A 21,853-nucleotide genomic window follows, 5' to 3' on the forward strand; every position below is an offset into this window, starting at 1 on the left:
CAAATATTTCCTGACGTCCAATGGCAACATTTGACAACCGGCTCCGCACCAGCTCCTACCACCGCCGGACCGGGCAAATCCAACGGCCTGGACGGCTCTGGACTGCGAACCCAGGACTGGATGTGATTTGGGCCGAGCCTGCCCCAAGTCTTCAACAGGACGGAAAGCCGCCAGGATTTCGATTGGGGCGCTCTCCACCGGTCACCACCATGCATGAGCCTCGAAGCGGCTGCAGGACGAACTGCGATCGGAAGTCAACAGCGGCACGATCAGGTTGGCCGAGTAATCGGGTTTCCCCCTCCCCGCGCTCGATGACGTCAACTCCGCACTGCTGTCGGGCGGGACGAGCGATCAAGCCCGCGGCAGCGAGCTCGCTGAATCAGATCATCGATTGTCGACTTGACGGCGTCTTGATCCAACCACCCTTCGGCATTGCGAAGGGTGGTTGTCGTATTCCGTCAGTGCCTCACGTGCTCGAACACCACGATCACGCCGGTCGGCTCGGGCTCGTGTGCCATCAGGCGCGTCAGATCCGCATCGCTCCAGTCGGCGAGGCTGACGACTTCACCCGTCTGTCGTTCCGCACTGAGCGACGGCGTCGGCTCGAGGACTTTCAAGCCCGTCTCGTCGACGAAGAAGGTGTGCTCGCCGAACATGCTGTTGAGCTGGGGCATGGCGGGATGCTCGTCGGGCAGCACCTGGGCGCCGAGCTGGTTGATGGTCTGCTTCACCTGTTCGGATGTGAGCTTCATGAGCTGCTCCGTTCTGTCGTTCGAGTTTCGTGGCTTGAGCCAGGTTTGGCCGGAGCGAGCGTGTTCCCTGCGCCGTGTTGCCTGGTTCAAAGTCCCGAACGGGTGCTGCGCACAAATGTTCCTGCGAAATGCATTTCGTGATCGAGCGCGGCGTCTGCCGCGCCGACGGCGCGAGATTGCCACACCATGTCCACGATCCGGTCACCGAGGCTGCGGCCTGCTGTTTGTCGCGGGCTAATGCTCGCTCCTGTTTTCACCGACCGACAGCGCGCAGATGCGGGACAGATAGGTGTAGGGCAGCCCCGTCTCCTCGGCCCAGGCGTTGAACTGCGCCTGCACCTTGGCAAGATCGCCCTTGGACTTGACCTCTTCGGCGATGTCGAGACCGGCATCGCGCAGGCAGGCGACGACGTCCTTTGAGGTGACAAAGCCGTCCCAGCCGACGAAGCGCAGCAGCATCTGGCCGGTATTGCCGCCGAGCCTGGAGCCGCGCTTGGCCAGGAGATCGAGCAGGCCGATCTCGTTGGACGGCGGCCATTTCGCCAGAAACTTGCCGAAGCTGCCGTGCTCCCTCGCGATCTCCTGCACGAACACGGCGTTGTCGCGTACCGACATGATCTTGGCGCCATTGCGCACGATCCGCGCGTCGCGCAGCAGGCCGTCCCAATAATCTTCCGGCTGGAAGCTGAGCTTGGCCGGCTTGAAGCGCAGAAAGGCGTCTTCGAAATCGTCCCACTTCGCCTCGATCACGCTCCAGGCAAACCCGGCGCAAAACACGCGCTTCGTCATCTCCGCGAGGATGCGGTCGTCGCCGAGCTTTGCCAGACGCTTCAAGTCCGGCTTGTCGGGCATCAGTTTATCGAGCGCCTTGGGTCCCCCCTTGCGCTTCTCGGCGCGGGCACGAATGGTCTTGAAGGACGTCATGCGATCACCGGCATTGAAACCGCGCCACGTCAGCAGAATTCGGTGATACGGTCCAGCCCTGCGACACGATCGGCACTTGTGCGCCGCCGGCCGCCGCAGCATGCTGCACTTTGCCGGATTGGCGGCAGCGATGCTGGTCTGCTTCTTGCTTTATAAGATTTTGGAATTCCCAGATATTTTCATTCTCTCGCGGACGGATTCTCTATGCGCTGCCTGGTCGTGGCCGATCTGCACTACTCGCTGCCGCAGCTCGACTGGCTGGTCAGCGCCGCGCCGCAATTCGACCTGGTGATCTTTGCCGGCGATGCGCTGGACATCGGCTCGATGGTGGATTTCCGCGCACAGATCGTGGTGGTGAAAAAGTACCTCGCGCTGATCGCGGCGCAGACCAAGGTCATTCTCTGCTCCGGCAATCACGACCTCGACGAGCGCAATGCGGAGGGCGAGAAGATCTCGCGCTGGATCTCGGAGGTGCGGGCAACAGGCATCGCCTGCGACGGGGACAATCTGATCATCGGCAACACCCTGTTCACGGTGTGCCCATGGTGGGACGGACCGCTGGTCAAGCAGCGCATCGCCAATCAGCTGCGTGATGCCTCGCTCGACCATCCGCAGCGATGGATCTGGGCGCATCATGCGCCGCCGGCTAACTCGCCGACGAGCTGGGGCGGCAAGCGCTTCTTCGGCGATGTCGAGCTGGTGCAGTGGATCATGCAGTATCAGCCGTCGATGGTCATCTCCGGCCATGTGCATCAATCGCCCTTCATCAAGGACGGCTCGTGGTACGACCTGATAGGCCAGACCTGGGTGTTCAACGCCGGCCTGCAGCCGGGACGCCCGCCGACGCACATCGTGCTGGATCTCGATGCGAACAAGGCGTTCTGGCTGGCAGCGGGCGAAGCGCAGTGGATCGATCTCGGCGCACCGCTGAAGCGGCCCGCGTCTTATATCGGCGACCCGCCGGACTGGCTCACGTCCTTGGATCGGATTGCCGATCCGAGCCTGGCGAGACCTCGAGCGGCGGCAGGTTGATCATGCTCTGGAGCACCTCACCGACCATCGCCAGATGCGTGCCGTGGCCGGCATATTGCCGCTTGAGATCGGCGAGATAGGTGTTGGCGACATTGAGCCGCTGCGCCAGCATGCGCGCGAGCAGCAGCGCGATTTCCGGCTCCTGCTTGAGCAGCGAGGCGGCATCCTCGAACTCGTAAACCACCGTGTCGGCGCAGGCCCGCACGGTCGCCGTATGCGGCACTCCCAGCAACACCGACATCTCGCCGAGCACCGCACCGGGCTCGGCAATGGTGGCGACCACCATCTCGCCCTTGAGCACCTCGAGCTTGCCCTGCATCAGCACGTAGAGATGTCCGGAGGCGCCGCCTTCCGTCAAAAGGTGCGTGCCGGCCGCAACCTGCCGCTCCGTTCCGCCGGTGCAATAGTCCAGAACCGCGCGCATCGCCGAAAGCTCCCGTCAGGAGAAATAGTAGAGCACGATCCGTGGCACCCGGCAAATCAACCACCCCTTCGTGCGGCTGAAAAAAACAGGCAGCTCCGTAGCCCTGTCACGCCCGAGAGAGTGAGGGCACCTCCTCCGGCATGATGGCCTGGAGACCACCGAATCGGCGTTCGCGGCCGTGGAAGGAAGCCAGCGCCGCGGCGAGATCGCCTGCGTCGAATTCGGGCCACATCCGCTCGGTGAAATGCAGCTCGGCATAGGCGCCCTCCCAGAGCAGGAAGTCGGACAACCGCTTTTCGCCTGAGGTGCGGATGATGAGATCGACGTCGCGCAAGCCGGCCTCGCCGGTGACGAGTTGCGAAAAGGCTTCGCGGGTCAGGCTGGTCAGCGCGGCCGCCTTGGCCGCAGCATTGAGGATGGCGTCGCGCGCGGAATAGTCGACGGCAATGCGCAAGTGAAGCGTGCTGCCGTTTGCGGTGGCCTCCTCCGCGCGCGCGATGGCGGCTGCGATCCCGTCCGGCAGGCGATCGCGACGGCCAATGACGTTGAGCCGCACGCCGTTTTTGACCAGGCTCTGCACTTCATTGGCGAGATAGAAGCGCAGCAAGGTCATCAACGCGGCAACCTCGGCCTTGGGCCTGCGCCAATTGTCGGTCGAGAACGCATAGAGCGTCAGCGTGCCGATGCCCTGCTTGGGCGCGGCCTCGACGATGCGGCGGATGGTCTCGACGCCGGCCTCGTGACCGCGGACGCGCGACAGGCCGCGCCGGGTCGCCCATCGCCCGTTGCCGTCCATGATGAGGCCGACATGGAGCTTTTCGTTGTGGGACGTGACGTCACTTTGCATCGCAAAGTCTCCGGTCAAAAAGGGAGGCGATCAGATCGGAAGGATCCCGAGACGGCCAAGCGGCGGCGCCTCGCGGCCGGCGGCCTTGGCGGCGTCGCGCACGAGACGTTCGAGCACGGCGAGATAGTCGAGGAAGCGCCGGCGGCCGCTCCTGGTCAGGCGGCAGGTTGTGTGCGGGCGATTGCCTTCATAACCCTTGGTCACCTCGACAAGGCCGGCCTCCTGGAGGACGGCAAGGTGCCGGCTGAGATTGCCGTCGGTGAGGCCGCAGAGCTGTTTGAGGTCAGCGAAAGCAAGTCCCTTCGGATGAGCCATCAGCGACGTCAGCAGTCCGAGCCTTGCCTTCTCGTGGATTACACGGTCGAGCCCTTCATAGGAAAAAGGTGCCCTGTCAGTCTTCGACATCATTGTCTCCGGACGCGAAATACAGAATGGCCGCCATCACCGACTGGCCGATTACAAAAGGCAGCCCCATCGTCCATGGCGACAGCATGTGGGTCCGGCTCGCCAGCACCACCACGGCGAAGCCGGAGATGAAGTACCAAGCCCCGGCGAACGCCACGCTGCGCGGCAGCGAGCGGACGGATGCGAAAATGCCGAGCGACACCAGAATCTGCCACAGTCCCGGCAGCAGCCACAGCGCCTCGGAAGCGAACCTCCACATCACCACTGCAAGCAGGACGCCGGCGACGCCCGCGGGCAGGAACTGCTCGATCGCCTGATGAATCATCGCGTCGGCGAGGCCGGAATGATGGCGACGCGAACGCGCACGCATCTCGATCCAGATGATCAGGCCCGACAGGGTCGCCGCGACGAACCAACCGAGAAAGAAGCCGAGCGGCTCGCCGGTGGGGTCGCCGAGCAGCCAGAATTGCAGGATGGCGGTGACAAGCGCGACCGCGCCGGTCGCGGCCATCGTTGCCGGGCCGTAACCGCGGAACGCCGTGCCGACCGCAATCTGGCTGCGGATCGCCACGATGTCGGCCAGCGCCCTGTCGAGATCGCGCATCGGCAATGCCAAAGCTCCGCTCCACCCACGCCCACGGACCGGCTTGTCCGGTCACTTTGTACCGCAAAGTATACCGCGCTACAAAGTAAACGCAAGCCGGGAAATCGCCTGCCAGGGACGAGCGCCGCGCCGACAACTACCGGTTGCGCACCGGCCACCAGCCCGACTAAGATGCGGCCAAGGTTGCCCTTGGGGGAAGTCATGCGGTCAAGGTCGTTCGTCGGTGCAGCTCTGCTGCAGGTGTGTCTTGTTGGGACAGCGCATGCGAAAGGACCATTTGGCACCGTCAATGTCGGCGGCTGGGTCGGCGGCGCCTTCAGCAACGACGAGACGGGCGCCTTCTCCCATTGCGCGGCGACGGCGCCTTATGCGAACGGCGTCATCCTTGTCGTGAGCCTGAATGCCGCCGGCATCTGGTCGCTCGCCTTTGCGAGTCCCAACTATCACTTCAACAAGAGCGAGAACGCCGCGATCGACGTGACCTTTGACGGGCAGGAGCAAGCCAGGCTGTACGCCACGGCGTACCGGCCCGACATGCTCACGGCCGTCATGCCGCTCAATGTCGTGCGCACGTTTCAGAAGGCAAGCCTGATGGTCGCGACGGCCGGCCCCGCTGTCCTGAACTTCGACCTGAGATCGACCGGACCAGTGATCGCCGCGTTGGCCAATTGCGTGACCAAAGTGAAGGCCGACGGGCTCGACAAGGCCGGCGATTTCACCAAGGGCGCGGCGAAGCCGGCCGCTACGGCAGACAAGCAAGGCGCGCCGCCGGCAAGCAAGGCCGGCAAAGGCGCCAAGAGTGGCTTCGGCACCGGCTTTGTGGTCAGCGCTGCCGGACACATCGTCACCAACAACCACGTGATCGAGGGCTGCAGCGAGCTCAAGGGCAATCTCACTGGCGAAGCCGCGATGGTGCTGCGTGTCGTGTCTGCTGATGCGAACAACGATCTGGCCCTTTTGCAGGCACCGTCGACGGCGTCCTTCAAGGAGTTTGCCCGGATCCGTGACCGCCCGATCCGGTCAGGCGATTCCGTCGTCGCGATCGGCTTTCCATTTCACGGATTGCTGACCTCGGACTTCACCGTGACGACCGGCATTGTGAGTTCGCTCAGCGGCATGCGCAACGATTCGCGTTTCCTGCAAATCAGTGCGCCAGTGCAGCCCGGCAACAGCGGAGGTCCACTGTTCGACACGACCGGTCAGCTTGTCGGCGTCGTCACCGGGAAGCTCGATGGGTTGCGGGTCGCCGCAGCCACCGGCAGCATTCCCGAAAACATCAACTTCGCGATCAAGACCGGCGCGCTGCGCGACTTCCTCGACAATTCGGTGGTGCCGTATCAGACCGCCGAACCGAAGGGCGAGCTCAAGACCCCCGAGATCGCCGGCAACGCGCGGGCCTACACGATGTTGATCTCGTGCAGGGGCACGGAGGAGGCCGACGCGAAGAAGTAGCAAATCGACGCAGCTCGATCCGTCATCCTGAGGTGCGAGGCATGGGACGCAACGCGTCCCATGCCTCGAAGGATGAACGGCCGAGATGCAGCCGGGCCGTCGCCCTTCGAGGCTCGCCGAAGAGGCGAGCATCTCAGGGCGACGGGGATAGTTCATGGCAAACGAGCGCGAAGCGCCGCCCCCGTCATCCGTGGCAGCACGCCCCCTTGGCCGCCTCCGGCTCGTACTGGTCGCGCAAACGGACCCAGTCCATCGGATAGGGCAGGCCCTCCTCGTGACGGCCAAGCGGGGTGAGGTCGAGATATTGATAGGCCGCGTTCATCATGTCGAGGCCGCGGGCGAAACAGGAATAGGTATGAAAGATCTCGCCGGCCTCGTTGCGGAAGAACACGCTGATGCCGGGTAGCTCCGGGCCATAGAATGGCGTGGTGCCGAAATTGTACTTTTGCACGCCTCTGTCGATCTCTTCACGCGTGAACGAGACTTCGTAATCGTGGTTGAAGTCGTTATTGCCAGACGATACCCAGTCGAATGTCCAGCCCATGCGCTTCTTGAACGCTTCGAGCTTTGCGCTGGGTGCCAGTGAGATCGCGACTATCGTGGTGTCGCGCGCCGCCAGATGCGGCACCATGCGCTCGAAGCCGTCGGCCCAGAACGAACAGCTCTTGCAGGCAGCCTCCCAATCCGGCGCGAACATCACGTGCTGGACCACGAGCTGCGGGCGCCCCTTGAACAGATCGCCAAGCGTCACCATGCCGTTCGGTCCGTCGAATAGGTAGACCTTGTCGACCTTCACCCAGGGCAAGGCCCGACGCTCCTCGGCCAGACGCTCGCGCGCCCGCGACAATTCTTTCTCATGCGCAAGATGAGATTTGCGGGCTGCGACCCATTGCTCGCGGGAGACGATCTGATGCTGCTGCATGGTATCCTCCTTTGACAGAGATCAGGCGACGAAGCTGTCGAGCTTGTCGAAGAACGAATTCCAGCCACGCTGATGGTTATCGCGCGCGGTCTCGTCGAAGAACTGGGCATGATGGAAGATCATCAGCGTGCCGGCGCTGTCGGGCTTCAACGTGATCGTCACCAGCGATTCGCGCTCCGGCGTCGAGTGCCAGGCCCAGGTGAACACCAGCCGCTCGTTCGGCACCACCTCGCGGTAGATGCCGCCGGCCTCGAAATATTCGCCGTCGTCGCGTGTGAATGAGATGCGGTAGCGCCCACCGGTGCGCACGTCCAGTTCCGCATTCAACGTCGCCGGCTTCATGTTCGGTGGGCCGAACCATTGCACTAGCTGCGGTGCTTGCGTCCAGGCGGCGAAGACCTTTTCCGGCCGCGCGCGGAGCCGGCGCGTGAGCGTGAGGCTTGGACCTTCGTTTGCGCGTTCGGCGGCGCCGGGGGCTGCGTTGACCATGGTTTGTCCTCCACAAAGGCGGCAAGGCGATCGAAGCTCTCGGACCAGAATTGTGCGTAGCGATTGAGCCAGTTCATCGCCTGCTCCATCGGCTGCGCGGTGAGCCGGCAGGACACGGTACGCCCGGTCTTCTCGCGCACGATCAGGCCCGCATCGTCAAGCACGTCGAGATGTTTCATGATTGCGGGCAGCGAGATCGGGAACGGCGCGGCGAGTTCGCTCACCGATAGGCCATCCTTTTCACCGAGACGCGCCAGCAGCGCGCGCCGTGTCGGATCGGACAGTGCCGCAAAGGTGCGATCAAGCGTCTCGTCTAGATACTTAACCATAAGGTTTAGTATAGGCGCAAACGCCGGCTCGTCAAGCTGGAACCACGCAAGAAAAAAGCCCCGCGTTCCGGCGGGGCTTCATGCGCACGCAATCACGCGATCGCTATTCGACCTTGAGGCCGGCGAACTCGACGACCTTCTTCCACTTGGCGGTCTCGGCCTCGATCTCCTTGCCGAACGCCTCCGGCGTCTCCACCAGCGGATCGCCGCCGAGTTCGACCAGGCGCTTGGTCATCTCGGGCTCCTTCATGAGCGTGTTGATCTCGCTGTTGAGCTTGGCGATCAGGTCCTTGGGCATGTTCTTCGGTGCGCCCATGCCGAACAGCGCGCTCGCCTCGTAATCCTTCACGGTCTCGCCGATCGCGGGCACATCAGCCAGTTGCGGCGAGCGCTGCGCCGTGGTGACGCCGAGCGCACGCAACGAGCCGGAACGGATGTGCTGGATGATCGAGGGCATGTTGTCGAAGATCACCTGCACCTGGCCGCCGAGCATGTCGGTGATCGCGGGCGCGGCGCCGCGATAGGGCACGTGCTGCATCTTGCAGCCGGTCATGGCCATGAACATCTCGCCGGACAGATGCACGGAGGTGCCGTTGCCGGAGGAAGCCATGTTCACCTTGCCGGGATTGGCCTTCACATAGTCGATGAACTCGGCGACCGTCTTGGCCGGCACGTCCTTGTTGACGGTCATCACGTTCGGCACGCGCTGGAACGCAGCGATCGGCGCGATGTCGCGAAGGAAGTTGAACTTGAGATTGGCGTAGAGCGTGGTGTTGATGTAGTTCGCCGGATTGACCAGCAGCACGGTGTAGCCGTCGGGCTCGGCGTTCACGACGGATTCGGTCCCGATATTGTTGCCGGCGCCCGGCTTGTTCTCGACCACGAATTGCTGGCCGAGCCGTTCCGACAGCCGCTGGCCGATCAGCCGCGCCAGAATGTCGGTGGCGCCTCCGGGCGGATAGCCCACCACGAACTTCACCGGCCGGGACGGATAATCCGCTGCAAAAGCCTTCGACAACGGACTGGCTGCGAGCGGTGTCGCGGCGAGCAGGCGCAGCGCGGTACGGCGAGTGATCATTTCAAGGGTTCTCCCAGTGTTGTTCTTGAAGGCCTGACGTCTTGAAGACGGCGTCGGCGGCGTTGTAACAAAGCCCATCTGCTGCGGAAAGTACCCAAGAGCCTGATCGAGATTTCGCGGTGCGAGGATTGACGCGTCGATTTGCGCTTCGCACCATGTGATGGCAGGAAGACGCAATAATCCAAGGACAGCCGCCAGCAAGATGCGCGCTGCACGGGAGGAGTCATGGCTATCATGCAAACCACAGGCGCTGTCGTGACCCCGTTCGACGGGCTGGATGTGCCCTGGCTGCTGAGGATGCGCGCCGAGGTGCGCCGGGATCATCCGTTCCTGATCTGGGCGCCGTTCGATGCGCCGGCGCGGCACTGGAGCTATGGCGAGTTTCACGAGCGGGTCGGCGCGCTCGCGGCCGGGCTTGGCAAGCGCGGCGTGAAGCCGGGCGAGTATGTGCTCATTCACCTGGACAATTGCATCGAGGCGCTGCTGGCCTGGTTTGCCTGCGTCGAACTCGGGGCCATTGCGGTCACCACCAACACCCGCTCGGCGCCGGCGGAGATGGAATATTTCGCCGATCATTGCGGCGCGGTCGCTGCGATCACGCAACCGGCCTATGCGGAGATGGTCGCGCAGAATTGCCGCAACGTCAGCTGGGTGGCGGTGACATCGCACGATGCGGGCGCGGCGCCTGCACAGGCCGTTTCACGCAGCGACAGCTTTGAGGCGCTGTTTTCCGACAGCGCCGATCGGCCGAAGCGCGCGACCGATCCGCTGGCGCCGTGCAGTGTGCAGTACACCTCGGGCACGACATCGCGGCCGAAGGCTGTGCTGTGGACCCACGCCAATGCGTTGTGGGGCGCCAAGATTAACGCTGCGCATGAGGACCTTCACGCCAGCGACGTGCACCAGACCTATCTGCCGCTGTTCCACACCAACGCGCTGGCCTATTCCATGCTGGCAACGCTGTGGGTCGGGGCGACTTGCGTGATCCAGCCGCGCTTCTCCGCGAGCCGGTTCTGGACCGTTGCGCGTGAGCACGGCGCGACATGGACCTCGACCATTCCGTTCTGCATGAAGGCGCTGCTCGAGCAGGAGATCCCGCGCGACCATAAATTCCGCCTATGGGGCACGGCGGTGAACGAGCCACCGGCCTTTGCCGCGTTCGGCGTCAGGATCATCGGCTGGTGGGGCATGACCGAGACCATCACCCACGGCATCATCGGCGAGGTCGACCAGCCCAACATTCCGATGTCGATCGGCCGCGCCGCGCCCGAATATCAGATCCGCATCACCGACGACGACGGACGGCCGACCGAAGTCGGTGACACCGGTAACCTGGCAATCAAGGGCATCCCCGGCCTGTCGCTGTTCGCCGAATATCTGCACAACGAGAAGGCGACGCGCGAGAGCTTTGACGAGCACGGCTTCTTCCTCACCGGCGATCGCGTCACGCGGCTGGAGAACGGCTTCATCAGGTTCGGCGACCGCGCCAAGGACATGCTGAAGGTCGGCGGCGAGAACGTCGCGGCCTCCGAGATCGAGCAGGTCATCGCAATTATATCAGGCGTGCGCGAGGCCGCGGTGGTGGCGAAGAAGCATCCGATGCTGGACGAGGTGCCAGTCGTCTTCATCATCCCGCATGGCGGCGTCGCGGCTGCGCCGCCGGATCTGCAGGACCGCGTGATGGCCGCCTGCCGCAACAGCCTTGCCGACTTCAAGGTGCCGCGCGAGATCAGGCTCGTCGACGACATGCCGCGCTCGACCCTGGAGAAGGTGGCGAAGGCGGAGTTGCGGAAGCTGGTGGAATAGCCATAGTCGTTCCGGGGCGGTGCAAAGCACCGAACCCGGAACCTCGAGGTTCCGGGTTCGATGCTTCGCATCGCCCCGGAATGACGGGCTAGATTATCAGAACGATCCCAGCGCCACCGGGCGGAACGCCTGCAAGAGCTGCTGATCCAGCTTGCCGCCCATGCCTTCCATCATCGTGAAGGCGCGGGCGTGCGTGAACGGCATGCGGTAGGCGCGCTTCTCGACGAGCGCCGCGTAGATGTCGACGATCGTCGTCACGCGCACGATGTCGCTGATCTGGTTCGACGACAGGGCGTTGGGATAGCCGCTGCCGTCGAGGAATTCGTGGTGATGCAGCACGACGTCAAGCATCTCCGGCGGGAAGCCACCTTGGGCCGCGAGCGCGTCATAGCCGCGGCGGGGATGCTGGCGAACTTCGGCCATCTCCTCATCGGTGAGCTTGCCGGGCTTGTCGAGCAGGTGGGAGGGAACGAAGGCCTTGCCGACATCGTGCAGCAGCGCCGCGCGGGTCAGGCGACGCTGGTCGTCCTCGCGCATGCCCAGATGCTGGGCGAAGGACACCGCAAAGCCGGTGACGAACAGGCAGTGCCTGTAGCTGCCGACATGGTGGCAACCGACGGTGGTGAGCCATTCGCGCAGCGAGGAGTGCTTGATCGCTTTCAGAATCTTGTTCTCGGCGGCGATGACGTCGTCGAAGGTCAGGGGCACGCCGAGCGGCAGCTTCTCGAACATCTTCTTCAGCACCGCATGCGCCGCCTCGACGCCGCGGTTGAGCGTCTTGCCGCGATCGGTCGCGTCATAGACGGCGGTGTCCGGGAAGGCGGCGCGGATGCGCTGCAGGATCGCCTCGGCCTGCAGCGGCCGCGAGATGGTGTCGGTGGCGCCGAGCGCCCAGGCCTGCATGGTGCCGTGATGCAGCGCATCGGCCAGCACGAACAGCCGCGGCATCGAACGATAGGCCTCGCCGCGCAGCTTGTTGCGCACGCGCTGCACGCTATCGGGCGAGCGGAGGTTGATATCGACGACGAGGCCGGAGAGATCGCGGGAGGGCTTCTCGGGAATCTCCTGCGTGGTCACCGTCGAGACCTCGCCGACCGCCTTCAGGATGCTGGCGAGCTCGGTGCTCGCATCGCTGCGGTCGGAGGCAAGCAGAAGCCGGCGTTTGTTGGCGGATTTGGCTGGCGCGTTCATGGCTTCCCCAAAAAGCACGTGAGTGTCTTCGGCGTCAGCCTAGGCCGGTTCAGGTTCTCCGGGCCTTAAGAGGCGTGCTCAACGGAACCTGCCGGAATTGCGCGCAGTTTTATCGATCGAGGTTCCCCCCAACGCGAAAACAACCCCCTGCACCGTAGAACGGCCATTGAAAACATTGACTTTTTGGCAACGAAAAATCCGCCGGAGGTGGCCCTCCGGCGGATCATCTCGCATCACAACTGCAAGCAGCAGCTTACGCCTTCATCGCCCCCTTCACGGCTTCCGCCGTGATCGGCAGCGCGCGGACGCGGGCGCCGGAGGCGTTGAAGATGGCGTTGCCGATGGCCGGCGCCACCACCGTCACCGCGGGCTCGCCGACGCCGGTGGCGTTCTCGCCATTGGCGATCACGGCGACCGCGACTTCGGGCATCTGGCTCATGCGCAAGGGCGTGTAGCCATCGAAATTGGTCTGCTCGATGCCACCATCCTTCAGCGTCGCCTTCTCGTACATCGCCAGCGACAGGCCCCACAGCGCCGCACCCTCGACCTGGGCGCGGATGTTGTCGGGATGCACCTGGGTGCCGACGTCGGTTGCGACCGTGAGCTTCTTCACGGTCACTTCGCCCGAGGGCGCCACCGCAACATGCGCGACGCAGGCGGTCCAGCTTGCGGTCGCGCGCTCCTGCGACGACACGCAGGCGACGCCCATGCCTTCACCCTTCGGCAGCTTCTTGGTGCCGTAGCCGGCAAGGCCCATCGCGGCGAGCAGCGTGTTGCGCAGCCGCTGCGCGCCGCCGTCGTTCTTGCCGGCGCCGTCGAGCAGCGAGATGCGGAATTGCGCCGGATCCTTGCCGGTCGCAGCCGCGATCTCGTCGATCATGCTTTCGACCGCCCAGAAGGTCCAGCCCGGCGCCACCGAGCGGAGCTGGCCCGACGGGGTGGCGTTGTGCGCCATCTCGTTCTTGATCGCGCGCACATAGTGGTTCGGCACCGTGTAGAAGAAGTCCGAACCGTTCACCGTGAACGCGTCGAGCGGGCCCTTCTTGTCGACCGAGGGCGACAGGAAGTCGGGAATGCCCCAGCGCTGGGTCGGCCAGGCCGAGACCACGTCGTGGCTGAGCGCAACGAGCTTGCCGTCGCCGTCCACGCCGGCCTTTACTTTTTGATAGGTGAGCGGACGCGAGAAATCCATCGTCATGTCGTTCTCGCGCGTGTAGATCACCTTCACCGGCTTGCCCACGGCTTTCGCCGCCTGCACCGCCGGCACCATCATGTCGGCGTCCAGCCTGCGGCCGAAGCCGCCGCCGAGCCACATCTGGTGCATCACCACGAACTTCGGATCGATCCCGGCAGCGCCCGCCGCGATCGCGCCGGAGCGCGTCGCGAACTGATTGCCGGAATAGATGTGCAGGATGTCGCCCTTGAACTCCGCGGTGGCGTTCATCGGCTCCATCGGCGCATGGATGTTGATGCTGGTGGTGTACTCCGCCTCCAGCACCTTGGCCGCCGAGCCGAGCGCGGCTGCGACGTCGCCGTCCTTGACGAAGAACTGGCCGGAATCGTCGAGCCCCTGAAGCCGCTTGGCTTCGTCAAGCAACGACTGGCTCGACAGCTTTGCGTTCGGACCGCCGTCATAGCTGATCTTCAGCGCCGCCGCGGCCTTCTTGGCGTTGGCATAGGTGCCGGCGACCGCGACCACCCAGCCCGTCGTCGTCTGGGTCTTGTCGTCGAGGATGACGGCCTTGATGAAGCCCGGCACGGACTTCGCGGCGGAGTCGTCGACCGATTTCACCGTGGCGCCGTAGCGCACCGGCGGCGTGACGATCGCGCCATAGGCCATGCCCGGAATCATCACGTCGATGCCGTATTTGGCGGTGCCGTTGGTCTTGGAGGGAATGTCGATCTGCGGCACCGACACGCCGATCATGGTGTATTGATCAGGTGTCTTCAGCTTGATCGCCTTCAGCTCGTCGGGCGTGAAGGTCTTCGTTGCCTTGCCGCTCTTGACGATGTCGGCGAAGGACATCTGCTTCTTCGACTTCGCGTGCGAGATCATGGAATCGCGCACCGTGAGCTCAGAAGCCGGCACGCCCATGGACGCGGCCGCGCCTTCCGTCAGCGCCATGCGCCCGGCGGCGCCCGCCCGGCTCATCGCGTCGAAGTTCATCATGGTCGACCAGCTGCCGCCGGTGATTTGCGCACCGAGCACCGGATCGTTGAACTTCGGATCGTTGGAGGCGAGATTGACCCGCATGTCGCTCCACTTCGCACCTAGCTCTTCGCAGACGATCTGCGCCATGGTGGAGGCGATGTGCTGGCCCATGTCGGCCTTGCCGCAGGTCACGGTGACCAAGCCATCCGGCGAGATCGAATACCAGACGCTCGGCTCGAAATTGGCGGGCGCGGCAGCCAGCGCGTCGCCGATACCGGGCACGCCGGCATAGCCGAGCACGAGGCCGGTTGCGGCGGTGCCGACCAGGAAGGAGCGGCGGCTGAGATCCGATGTCTCTGGTGTGATGGTCTTCACGTGCTTATTCATGTGGGCCTCCGCTCGTTGCCGGCGGCGGATGCAGTGCGCATCTCGGTGGCGGCGCGCATGATGGCCTTCTGGATCCGCGAATAGGTCATGCAACGGCAGAGATTGCCGTCCATATGCGCCACGACCTCTTCCTTGGTCGGATTGGAATTCTTCGCCAGCAGCGAAGCCGCCTGCATGATCTGCCCCGACTGGCAGTAACCGCATTGCGGCACCTGCTCGGCGATCCATGCCTTCTGCAAGGGATGATCGCCCTTGGCGGACAGACCTTCGATGGTGGTGATCTTCTTGCCGGCGACATCGCCAACCATGGTCTGGCACGACCGCACGGCTTCGCCGTTGACGTGCACGGTGCAGGCACCGCACAGGCCGGCACCGCAGCCGAATTTCGTGCCGGTCATCTGCAATTGTTCGCGGATGGCCCAAAGGAGCGGCGTGTCGTTTGCCGCATCCACGGACATACTCCGCCCGTTGATCGTGAGCGTTGGCATAGGCGTCTTCCCCTGCCGGTGCATGAAGCCGCTTACGGCGGCAACTTGATCGACGGACGCCCACCGGGCTGGCCCCCGCCTTGCGCGCAAGAATGATCGCGTTCGTGGACGGAGGCAAATGCAATTTGGAATCGATCGAAACCAACCAGTCACGTGTTGTGCGTTGCGACAACGGCGCTGAAGTTAGCGGCTGGACGCAACAAGCGGCGCGCGAGGTGTACATGCATCGCGATCGCGACGGTTTCCGCGAAGTAACCTTGCGGGCTAGCATGCAGAGAACGAGACAGTGTCGTAGGGTGGGCAAAGCCAAGCGTGCCCACCATCCGTTGCAATCGGAGACAGGTGGCGGGCACGGCGCAAGTGCGCCTTTGCCCACCCTACGATTCCGGGCTCGCGGACAAGGACAACAAAGGGCGGAAACAATGCCAAGGATCGATCGGGACGGTGTCGGCATCTATTACGAAGTACATGGCGACGGGCCGCCGCTGCTGCTCACCCATGGCTATTCCTCGACCTCGGCGATGTGGCATGGCCAGGTCGAGGCGCTGGCGAAAGACCACAAGCTCGTGCTGTGGGACATGCGCGGTCACGGCCAGTCAGATTATCCTGACGATCCCAAGGCCTATAGCGAGGCGCTGACTGTCGGCGACATCGCTGCGATCCTCGATGTCGTCGGCGCCGAGTGCGCCATCATCGGCGGGTTGTCGCTCGGCGGCTACATGTCGCTTGCGTTCTATCGCGCCCATCCCACGCGCACGCACGCGCTGCTGATCATCGACACCGGTCCGGGCTTCAAGAAAGACGACGCGCGCGAGGCCTGGAATGCACGGGCGCTCGCCACCGCCGACAAGCTCGACCTGGAAGGTCTCGCTGTGCTGAAAGCGGCAACCCGCGAACGCGCCACCGCCAGCCACCGCAACGCCAGAGGGCTGGCGCTCGCCGCGCGCGGCATGCTGACCCAGCGCGATGCCGCGGTGATGGAGCTGCTGCCCGACATCAAGGTGCCCTCACTGATCGTGGTCGGCGCCGATGACACGCCATTCCTGGCGGCCTCGGATTACATGGCGGCAAAAATCCCGGGCGCACAAAAGGTCGTGATCCCCGCGGCCGGACACGCCGTCAACATCGATCAGCCCAAGGCTTTTGTTGACGCCGTGCTGCCTTTCCTGAAGAACTTGCCGGCATAGACGGCGAGAGGAGAATACGGGCGATGAAGCGGGTCATCTTGGCGGCGGGCGCAGCGCTTCTCATCATGGCAGCATCCGTGCAGGCCGAGCCGCTCGGCACCGTACCGCTGCGCCGTCCCTTCGTCGACACATTGTCGAACAACACGCCCCTGGCGTTCGGGATGGACGCAGATCAGACCGCGCATGCGCTCGGACAGCCCCTGCAATACGTCAAGGGACGGCCCGGCAACGAGATCTATCTGGCGCTTCGCGATCTCGGTGGCAGCGGACTGGTGCCGTCCCGTCATCGCCTGTTCCTCCAATTCCGTCATGGACGGCTGGCAGGATGGAAAGAGGATTATGGCGACAACTGGATGTGGGAGTGAGGCGTATCCCTCCCGTCTCGGAGGCGGTAGCGAAGTCGGCCAAGCAAACGGTGCTGTAGGGTGGGCAAAGCGAAGCGTGCCCACCGCAGTGCCTGCAAGCACAAGATCGTGGGCACGGCGCTTCGCGCCTTTGCCCACCCTACGGCACTGCACGAAGACCGTGGAAGCCCGGGCATGACGATTTCTGGAGCTGCCAGGATTCACGACAACCAAGAAGGACAACCCGCGTGGGACAAGACATCAAACTGACGGCGTCGGACAATTTTCAGCTTGGCGCCTATCGCGCCGATCCCGCTGGCAGCCCGAAGGGCGCGGTGGTGGTGATCCAGGAGATCTTCGGCGTCAATCATCACATCCGCTCGGTCTGCGACCGTCTCGCCGGCGAGGGCTATGTCGCGATCGCGCCGTCGATCTTCGACCGGACGTCGCCGGGCTTCCAGTCCGGCTATACGCCCGACGAGATCGCGGAAGCGCGAAAATTCGTCGCCAATCCGGATTGGGCGGCGATGCTGCGCGATACGCAAGCCGCGATCGACGCCGTGAAGGATGTCGGCCCGGTCGGCATCATCGGCTTTTGTCTTGGCGGCAGCATCGCCTTTGTGGCTGCGACGCGGCTCAACGGCCTGATGGCCGCGATCGGCTATTACGGCGGCGCCGTCGTGCGCTTTGCCGATGAGACGCCGAAGGTGCCGACCCAGCTGCATTTCGGCGAGAAGGATGCCGGCATTCCGCTCACCGATGTCGAGACCGTCAAGGCCAAGCGGCCCGACGTCGAGGTCTTCATCTATCCCGGCGCCCAGCACGGCTTCCATTGCGACGAGCGGCCGAGCTACGACAAGGCCAGCTCCGAGATCGCCTGGCCGCGCAGCATGGCGTTCCTGGCGAAGCACCTTGTGAAGTAGCGAACAACACCCTGGCGGTCATTCCGGGATGGTGCGTTAGCACCAGACCCGGAATCTCGAGATCCCGGGTTCGATGCTTCGCATCGCCCCGGGATGACGACGTACGCTGTACGTCGTCAAAACCAGCGCTCGCCGACGAACACGGTGTCGCCGGGGCTGACGGGGGTGCCGAGCGGCACGACGGCGCGCATGGCGCCGCCGGCTTCGGCGTGGGTCACGGTGACCATGTCGCGTTTGGCGCGCGGCGAGAAACCGCCGGCGATCGCGACGGCGCTCTCGACCGTCATGTTGGGCACGTAGGGATATTGGCCGGGCGCTGCGACTTCGCCGAGGATGAAGAACGGGCGGTAGGACTCGATCTCCACAGCAACCGAGGGCTCGCGAATATAGCCGTTGCGCAGCCGCGCGCCGATCTCGCCGGCAAGGCCTGCCGTGGTGCGGCCACGCGCCGGCACCGCACCGATCAGCGGCATGGTGATGGAGCCGCCGGCATCGATGGCGTAGCTGTTGGTGAGACCTTCCTGGCCGTAGACCACGACGCGCAGCTTGTCGCCGGCATCGAGGTGATAGGAGGTGTCATAGCGGATGGGGGCAGCCATCACCGGTCCGCCATAAGCGACCGGCTGGGGTGCGGGTATCGAGGCAAAGGAATTCGTGAGCGCATCGATGGCGCCGCCGCCGCTGTTGGCAACGACGACCGGATGTGGCGCGCTGTAGGGCGAGCCATAGGCCATGGTGTCGAGATCGGGGCGAGGCTGCACGTAAGCGACGGGACCTGTGGTCTGCATGCAGCCGCCCAGGGTCAGCGCGGCGGACGCTGCCAAGGACACTGTCATGATCGACCACCGAAACGCGCGCAGAACCCGCACCGGACCATCCCTGAAAACGAGACAGGGCCAGTGATGCACCCGGTATGGTTAACAAAGGGTTGAGGGCCCGTGGCGCCAGCGGCTTGGTGTCATTCCGGGGCGACGCGTCAGCGTCGAAGAATCTCGCGCTACAATTTCTGGATTCCGGGTTCGCAATTGCGCGCGCCCCGGAATGACAGGGCGGAAGCCTACGCACTCACGCCAACACCGATGGGACACGACACGCCGGTGCCGCCGAGGCCGCAATAGCCGGCGGGGTTCTTTGCCAGATATTGCTGATGATAATCCTCGGCAAAGTAGAACGGACCGGCAGGCGCGATCTCGGTGGTGATGGCTCCCAAGCCCTTTGCCTTGAGCGCCTTCTGATAGAGCGCCCTGGATACGTCGGCGGCCTTCTTCTGCGCATCGGAATACGTATAGATCGCACTCCGATATTGTGTGCCGACATCGTTGCCCTGGCGCATGCCCTGCGTCGGGTTGTGATTCTCCCAGAACGTCTTCAAGAGCTTCTCGTAAGATATCTTCTTGGGATCGAACACGACCAGCACCACTTCGGTGTGGCCGGTGCGGCCCGAGCAGGTCTCTTCATAGGTCGGGTTCGGCGTGTGACCGCCGGCATAGCCGACAGCGGTCGTATAGATGCCCTCGCCAAGCTCCCAGAATTTGCGTTCGGCGCCCCAGAAGCAGCCGAGCCCGAACACGGCCTGCTCGAGGCCATCAGGGTAGGGCGGCTTCAGTTTGCTGCCATTGACGAAATGGATGCTCGCGGTGGGAATGGCCTGCGCACGGCCGGGCAGCGCCTCAGCGGCATCAGGCAATGCGGTGGACTTGCGCATGAACAGCATGATGGAATCTCCGAGAAACGAGCTGGCGCGCGCATCAGCCAGGTGCTCAGGCGGCGGGCTCGCGATTGCGTGGGAATATAGGTCTTTACGCAAGCAGCGGCAGGCTTGTTACGCCGCCCCTCGTTGCGAGCTCGTCCGGCGGGAATTGAAAGATCAATCCCGGCGGGAATTGATGCTCAATCCCGGCGGGAATTGATGCTCAATCCCGGGAATAGCCGATCAGCGGCTTGCGCGGGCGGAACAGGATCATCAGGAGGATGCCGAGCAGGCCGAGCACGGCGAAAACCGGCTGGTCCAGCACCAGGCGGATCACCGAGGTCCAGAGCCAGGGCGCTTTGGCCTCGACCCAGGTCCGGAAGGCGGACTGGCTGGCCTGGTTGATGTCGTTCCAGAACTGGCCGAACCGGGTGAAGCGGAGGGTCTGGTCGGCCACCCAGCGGGCGCCGTCATAGACCATGAAGAAGAACCCGCCGGCCAGCAGCAGCAAGCCAATCAGTCGGAAAAAGCCGCGGATCATACCCCACCCAATATGGTCGCCCGATCGGACGACGGCGATAAACGCCGTCAGCCAATAGCCAAGAGACGGCAGAAATTCAACCTCATCAGAGCGTTACGGACCCTTTTGGCACGCCTGGAAGCCTGCTTTTCCAGCCCCTAAAGCGTTGACGGTGCCAAAGACCCCCTCTATAAGGGCGCCAACTGGCGGTGGGCGCAATCCTGCCGCCGCTGTTCTTTGAGCAGTTGCAGGCTCTTTTGGGGCCGCAGAGATGACCGCAAGGCTCATCGCTCATGTTCCGGGAACGGCCCAGCAACCGAACACCCTAAATCCGAGCGTCGATTCCGCGGTCAAGCTGCCGGCGCTACCCGACCAAGACGCGACCGGTACCCGCAAAGGACATTGAGACCATGGCCAACACTACCTCCGCCAAGAAAGCGACGCGCAAGATCGCCCGTCGCACTGCCGTCAACAAGTCGCGCCGCACCCAGATGCGCGGCGCCGTGCGTACCGTCGAAGAAGCCATCAAGAGCGGCGACCGCGCCGCCGCTGCGAAGGCACTGGCCGCTGCCGAGCCCGCGCTGATGCGCGCCGCCCAGCGCAACATCATTCACAAGAACAACGCCAGCCGCAAAGTCTCGCGCCTCACCGCGCAGATCGCCAAGCTCGCCAAGTAAGCTCGCGAAGTAAGCTCGCGAAGCAAGGTCGCGAAATGATCCTCACGAAATAGATTTGTTCGCGCCAGGCCAATCGCGTCATTCGATTGGTTGAAGCAGATATCGCAAGTCTCGATCAGCCCGGCTTTCGCGCCGGGCTTTTTGCTGCCTGTTACAATTCACCCTTGCAGTCTTTGCGCGACCGATCTTGCGTTGGAAGAGTATCATCGGCTTCGCTATGCCGCGCCCGTAGTTTTACCTGCCAGTGGTTTTACCTGCCGTTGTTTTGCAACAGCTGAAACCTTTGATTGCGCTGCGCTGCGGTGCGAAAAACCACTGCGGCGCGGGCCTAAATTGAATTCGCGCGAAGCAAGGTTCTGCACACCGTAGTTTCACCGGAACCTGTTTTCTGCTCGGGTTACCCTGTGAAACGAGACTCAAAAAACGGTGTCTCGCTAATCACTTATCGACATAGCGGCGACAAGCATTTGGAAAATTCGCTTGCACGTCGCGCGCGTGACGATTTTGTAAAAATTTTTTGGCGGCGGCGGCGTCGCTGTCACATGACACGCGCGATTTTCGAATCTGTGCACGAATCCAAAAACTTGGTCTCAAGGCTGTGAACAACTCGTGCGCGGCGTTAACGCTGGTCAAGTTTTTTGATGCCTCGAGTGTGAATCAATTTCGTTGCGAGTCTTTCCGCTTAGTGTATTCCTTAAGTCGTTCGCGGCGCCCACGATCTTCAGACCAGCGCGGTTTAAGAACGAGGCGAGCGTGCAAATCGGCGGCGGTGTGCACGTAGGCGACGCTCCAACAAGCGATAGTCGGATAAACCCGTAGCAATATGGGAACGGTAGCTCTTTGTCTTGACCTCTCCAAGCGAGATCTTTTCGATCCCGCACATGTGCAAGATCACACGAGAGGCATCTTGAGACTACCCCGACACGCATGATGGCGTGGCCGAACGGACGACACGAGCAGACGGGCTGGACATCCGCGAGTTGAGTACAGCGCGGAGGTTCTTTTACGCAGGACCTTGCCGTGAGCGATCACGGCAGGACGGGGAGGTATCATGGCCTACGGATTCAACGCGGTATTGACTTTCGCTTCATCGTCCAACGATGCCGTTTCCAATCCGTCCTCCGACCACCCTCCCATTTGCGACGACGCGTCGAGTACGCGCTGACCTCGCGAACCCTCCATCTCCGACATCGCTGGTCTGACCCGCGGCGCTTCCGCCGAAGGGTCGAG

23 protein-coding genes are annotated in these 21,853 nt (G+C 63.5%); 7 read left to right on the forward strand and 16 right to left on the reverse strand.

The genetic code is table 11. The annotated features are described in order from the left end of the window. Positions 1 to 458: 458 nt before the first annotated feature. Complete coding sequence (locus ACNJX9_RS39575) at positions 459 to 752, reverse strand: hypothetical protein (protein ID WP_057753974.1); 294 nt, start codon at positions 750 to 752, stop codon at positions 459 to 461. Positions 753 to 986: 234 nt separating this feature from the next. Beyond that, positions 987 to 1,676 carry a DNA-3-methyladenine glycosylase I gene (locus tag ACNJX9_RS39580; protein WP_057753977.1) on the reverse strand — a complete coding sequence of 230 codons (690 nt, stop codon included), beginning with the start codon at positions 1,674 to 1,676 and terminating at the stop codon, positions 987 to 989. A 204-nt stretch (positions 1,677 to 1,880) separates the two neighbouring features. On the opposite strand from ACNJX9_RS39580, the gene ACNJX9_RS39585 reads away from it, so the two are divergent. After that, complete coding sequence (locus ACNJX9_RS39585) at positions 1,881 to 2,708, forward strand: metallophosphoesterase family protein (protein ID WP_439407442.1); 828 nt, start codon at positions 1,881 to 1,883, stop codon at positions 2,706 to 2,708. Here ACNJX9_RS39585 and ACNJX9_RS39590 read toward each other — a convergent pair. The 4 genes from ACNJX9_RS39590 to ACNJX9_RS39605 form a co-directional block, all read right to left on the reverse strand. Then, on the reverse strand, positions 2,647 to 3,132 hold the full coding sequence (locus ACNJX9_RS39590) for a Crp/Fnr family transcriptional regulator (RefSeq protein WP_057753983.1): 486 nt from the start codon (positions 3,130 to 3,132) through the stop codon (positions 2,647 to 2,649). The two genes, ACNJX9_RS39585 and ACNJX9_RS39590, sit on opposite strands and share 62 nt — an antisense overlap. Positions 3,133 to 3,238: 106 nt before the next feature. After that, entirely contained in the window at positions 3,239 to 3,979 is a 741-nt protein-coding gene (locus ACNJX9_RS39595) for a di-trans,poly-cis-decaprenylcistransferase (RefSeq protein ID WP_439407443.1), read from the reverse strand. Between the two features lie 30 nt (positions 3,980 to 4,009). Further along, positions 4,010 to 4,384, reverse strand: a complete 375-nt coding sequence (locus tag ACNJX9_RS39600; protein ID WP_439407444.1) for a transcriptional regulator — start codon at positions 4,382 to 4,384, stop codon at positions 4,010 to 4,012. Continuing rightward, on the reverse strand, positions 4,371 to 4,988 hold the full coding sequence (locus ACNJX9_RS39605; protein WP_057753989.1) for a hypothetical protein: 618 nt from the start codon (positions 4,986 to 4,988) through the stop codon (positions 4,371 to 4,373). The genes ACNJX9_RS39600 and ACNJX9_RS39605 overlap by 14 nt, the downstream gene beginning before the upstream one ends. Before the next feature lie 201 nt (positions 4,989 to 5,189). Here ACNJX9_RS39605 and ACNJX9_RS39610 point away from each other — a divergent pair, with 201 nt between their 5' ends. Next, the gene (locus ACNJX9_RS39610) at positions 5,190 to 6,440 is read left to right on the forward strand and encodes a S1C family serine protease (RefSeq protein WP_439407445.1); all 1,251 of its coding nucleotides are present in this window, start codon (positions 5,190 to 5,192) and stop codon (positions 6,438 to 6,440) included. Positions 6,441 to 6,624: 184 nt separating this feature from the next. On the opposite strand, the gene ACNJX9_RS39615 is transcribed toward ACNJX9_RS39610, so the two are convergent. The 4 genes from ACNJX9_RS39615 to ACNJX9_RS39630 form a co-directional block, all read right to left on the reverse strand. Continuing rightward, positions 6,625 to 7,362, reverse strand: coding sequence for a DUF899 domain-containing protein (locus tag ACNJX9_RS39615; protein WP_439407446.1), 738 nt, complete (start codon positions 7,360 to 7,362; stop codon positions 6,625 to 6,627). 21 nt (positions 7,363 to 7,383) lie between these two features. After that, on the reverse strand, positions 7,384 to 7,728 hold the full coding sequence (locus ACNJX9_RS39620; RefSeq protein ID WP_245317233.1) for an SRPBCC family protein: 345 nt from the start codon (positions 7,726 to 7,728) through the stop codon (positions 7,384 to 7,386). Then, positions 7,728 to 8,180 (reverse strand): ArsR/SmtB family transcription factor, encoded by a 453-nt coding sequence (locus tag ACNJX9_RS39625; protein WP_057753998.1) that lies wholly within the window; start codon positions 8,178 to 8,180, stop codon positions 7,728 to 7,730. The genes ACNJX9_RS39620 and ACNJX9_RS39625 overlap by 1 nt, the downstream gene beginning before the upstream one ends. A 103-nt stretch (positions 8,181 to 8,283) precedes the next feature. After that, positions 8,284 to 9,258 carry a Bug family tripartite tricarboxylate transporter substrate binding protein gene (locus ACNJX9_RS39630; protein ID WP_439407447.1) on the reverse strand — a complete coding sequence of 325 codons (975 nt, stop codon included), beginning with the start codon at positions 9,256 to 9,258 and terminating at the stop codon, positions 8,284 to 8,286. A 225-nt stretch (positions 9,259 to 9,483) separates the two neighbouring features. Here ACNJX9_RS39630 and ACNJX9_RS39635 point away from each other — a divergent pair, with 225 nt between their 5' ends. Continuing rightward, positions 9,484 to 11,064 carry an AMP-binding protein gene (locus tag ACNJX9_RS39635; RefSeq protein ID WP_439407448.1) on the forward strand — a complete coding sequence of 527 codons (1,581 nt, stop codon included), beginning with the start codon at positions 9,484 to 9,486 and terminating at the stop codon, positions 11,062 to 11,064. Between the two features lie 96 nt (positions 11,065 to 11,160). Here the strand turns inward: ACNJX9_RS39635 and ACNJX9_RS39640 are convergent, their stop codons facing one another. The 3 genes from ACNJX9_RS39640 to ACNJX9_RS39650 form a co-directional block, all read right to left on the reverse strand. Beyond that, positions 11,161 to 12,255: an HD-GYP domain-containing protein gene (locus ACNJX9_RS39640; RefSeq protein ID WP_439407449.1), complete on the reverse strand. Its 1,095-nt coding sequence runs from the start codon at positions 12,253 to 12,255 to the stop codon at positions 11,161 to 11,163. A gap of 253 nt (positions 12,256 to 12,508) precedes the next feature. Then, positions 12,509 to 14,794, reverse strand: coding sequence for a molybdopterin cofactor-binding domain-containing protein (locus tag ACNJX9_RS39645; protein WP_439407450.1), 2,286 nt, complete (start codon positions 14,792 to 14,794; stop codon positions 12,509 to 12,511). Beyond that, positions 14,791 to 15,282 (reverse strand): (2Fe-2S)-binding protein, encoded by a 492-nt coding sequence (locus ACNJX9_RS39650; RefSeq protein ID WP_057754010.1) that lies wholly within the window; start codon positions 15,280 to 15,282, stop codon positions 14,791 to 14,793. The genes ACNJX9_RS39645 and ACNJX9_RS39650 overlap by 4 nt, the downstream gene beginning before the upstream one ends. 422 nt (positions 15,283 to 15,704) lie before the next feature. Here ACNJX9_RS39650 and ACNJX9_RS39655 point away from each other — a divergent pair, with 422 nt between their 5' ends. The 3 genes from ACNJX9_RS39655 (at position 15,705) to ACNJX9_RS39665 (ending at position 17,736) form a co-directional block, all read left to right on the forward strand. Continuing rightward, positions 15,705 to 16,469 (forward strand): alpha/beta fold hydrolase, encoded by a 765-nt coding sequence (locus tag ACNJX9_RS39655; RefSeq protein ID WP_439407451.1) that lies wholly within the window; start codon positions 15,705 to 15,707, stop codon positions 16,467 to 16,469. 23 nt (positions 16,470 to 16,492) lie between these two features. Beyond that, entirely contained in the window at positions 16,493 to 16,834 is a 342-nt protein-coding gene (locus ACNJX9_RS39660) for a hypothetical protein (protein ID WP_057754017.1), read from the forward strand. Between the two features lie 227 nt (positions 16,835 to 17,061). After that, positions 17,062 to 17,736 carry a dienelactone hydrolase family protein gene (locus ACNJX9_RS39665; RefSeq protein WP_439407452.1) on the forward strand — a complete coding sequence of 225 codons (675 nt, stop codon included), beginning with the start codon at positions 17,062 to 17,064 and terminating at the stop codon, positions 17,734 to 17,736. A 116-nt stretch (positions 17,737 to 17,852) separates the two neighbouring features. Here ACNJX9_RS39665 and ACNJX9_RS39670 read toward each other — a convergent pair whose 3' ends face one another. From ACNJX9_RS39670 to ACNJX9_RS39680, 3 genes are all read right to left on the reverse strand, one after another. Further along, positions 17,853 to 18,572, reverse strand: coding sequence for a polysaccharide biosynthesis/export family protein (locus ACNJX9_RS39670; RefSeq protein WP_439407453.1), 720 nt, complete (start codon positions 18,570 to 18,572; stop codon positions 17,853 to 17,855). A 221-nt stretch (positions 18,573 to 18,793) separates the two neighbouring features. Continuing rightward, positions 18,794 to 19,450, reverse strand: a complete 657-nt coding sequence (gene msrA / locus ACNJX9_RS39675) for a peptide-methionine (S)-S-oxide reductase MsrA (RefSeq protein ID WP_439407454.1) — start codon at positions 19,448 to 19,450, stop codon at positions 18,794 to 18,796. Between the two features lie 199 nt (positions 19,451 to 19,649). Beyond that, positions 19,650 to 19,967, reverse strand: a complete 318-nt coding sequence (locus tag ACNJX9_RS39680; RefSeq protein ID WP_057754029.1) for a hypothetical protein — start codon at positions 19,965 to 19,967, stop codon at positions 19,650 to 19,652. A 389-nt stretch (positions 19,968 to 20,356) separates the two neighbouring features. Here ACNJX9_RS39680 and rpsT point away from each other — a divergent pair, with 389 nt between their 5' ends. Continuing rightward, the gene (gene rpsT, locus ACNJX9_RS39685; RefSeq protein WP_057754033.1) at positions 20,357 to 20,623 is read left to right on the forward strand and encodes a 30S ribosomal protein S20; all 267 of its coding nucleotides are present in this window, start codon (positions 20,357 to 20,359) and stop codon (positions 20,621 to 20,623) included. The last annotated feature ends 1,230 nt before the right edge of the window (positions 20,624 to 21,853 follow it).

The sequence above is a fragment of the Bradyrhizobium sp. BLXBL-03 genome (assembly GCF_051853015.1).
Classification (GTDB): Bacteria; Pseudomonadota; Alphaproteobacteria; order Rhizobiales; family Xanthobacteraceae; genus Bradyrhizobium; species Bradyrhizobium manausense.

Bases quoted from the DNA above. Each gene is read 5' to 3' on its own strand.
- ACNJX9_RS39625 (WP_057753998.1), bottom strand. From the start codon at position 8,180: ATGGTTAAGTATCTAGACGAGACGCTTGATCGCACCTTTGCGGCACTG.
- ACNJX9_RS39615 (WP_439407446.1), bottom strand. From the start codon at position 7,362: ATGCAGCAGCATCAGATCGTCTCCCGCGAGCAATGGGTCGCAGCCCGC.
- ACNJX9_RS39640 (WP_439407449.1), bottom strand. From the start codon at position 12,255: ATGAACGCGCCAGCCAAATCCGCCAACAAACGCCGGCTTCTGCTTGCC.
- ACNJX9_RS39660 (WP_057754017.1), top strand. From the start codon at position 16,493: ATGAAGCGGGTCATCTTGGCGGCGGGCGCAGCGCTTCTCATCATGGCA.
- ACNJX9_RS39610 (WP_439407445.1), top strand. From the start codon at position 5,190: ATGCGGTCAAGGTCGTTCGTCGGTGCAGCTCTGCTGCAGGTGTGTCTT.
- ACNJX9_RS39645 (WP_439407450.1), bottom strand. From the start codon at position 14,794: ATGAATAAGCACGTGAAGACCATCACACCAGAGACATCGGATCTCAGC.
- ACNJX9_RS39630 (WP_439407447.1), bottom strand. From the start codon at position 9,258: ATGATCACTCGCCGTACCGCGCTGCGCCTGCTCGCCGCGACACCGCTC.
- ACNJX9_RS39670 (WP_439407453.1), bottom strand. From the start codon at position 18,572: ATGACAGTGTCCTTGGCAGCGTCCGCCGCGCTGACCCTGGGCGGCTGC.
- ACNJX9_RS39580 (WP_057753977.1), bottom strand. From the start codon at position 1,676: ATGACGTCCTTCAAGACCATTCGTGCCCGCGCCGAGAAGCGCAAGGGG.
- msrA (WP_439407454.1), bottom strand. From the start codon at position 19,450: ATGCTGTTCATGCGCAAGTCCACCGCATTGCCTGATGCCGCTGAGGCG.
- ACNJX9_RS39650 (WP_057754010.1), bottom strand. From the start codon at position 15,282: ATGCCAACGCTCACGATCAACGGGCGGAGTATGTCCGTGGATGCGGCA.
- ACNJX9_RS39585 (WP_439407442.1), top strand. From the start codon at position 1,881: ATGCGCTGCCTGGTCGTGGCCGATCTGCACTACTCGCTGCCGCAGCTC.
- ACNJX9_RS39635 (WP_439407448.1), top strand. From the start codon at position 9,484: ATGGCTATCATGCAAACCACAGGCGCTGTCGTGACCCCGTTCGACGGG.
- ACNJX9_RS39680 (WP_057754029.1), bottom strand. From the start codon at position 19,967: ATGATCCGCGGCTTTTTCCGACTGATTGGCTTGCTGCTGCTGGCCGGC.
- rpsT (WP_057754033.1), top strand. From the start codon at position 20,357: ATGGCCAACACTACCTCCGCCAAGAAAGCGACGCGCAAGATCGCCCGT.
- ACNJX9_RS39655 (WP_439407451.1), top strand. From the start codon at position 15,705: ATGCCAAGGATCGATCGGGACGGTGTCGGCATCTATTACGAAGTACAT.
- ACNJX9_RS39595 (WP_439407443.1), bottom strand. From the start codon at position 3,979: ATGCAAAGTGACGTCACGTCCCACAACGAAAAGCTCCATGTCGGCCTC.
- ACNJX9_RS39590 (WP_057753983.1), bottom strand. From the start codon at position 3,132: ATGCGCGCGGTTCTGGACTATTGCACCGGCGGAACGGAGCGGCAGGTT.
- ACNJX9_RS39600 (WP_439407444.1), bottom strand. From the start codon at position 4,384: ATGTCGAAGACTGACAGGGCACCTTTTTCCTATGAAGGGCTCGACCGT.
- ACNJX9_RS39575 (WP_057753974.1), bottom strand. From the start codon at position 752: ATGAAGCTCACATCCGAACAGGTGAAGCAGACCATCAACCAGCTCGGC.
- ACNJX9_RS39605 (WP_057753989.1), bottom strand. From the start codon at position 4,988: ATGCGCGATCTCGACAGGGCGCTGGCCGACATCGTGGCGATCCGCAGC.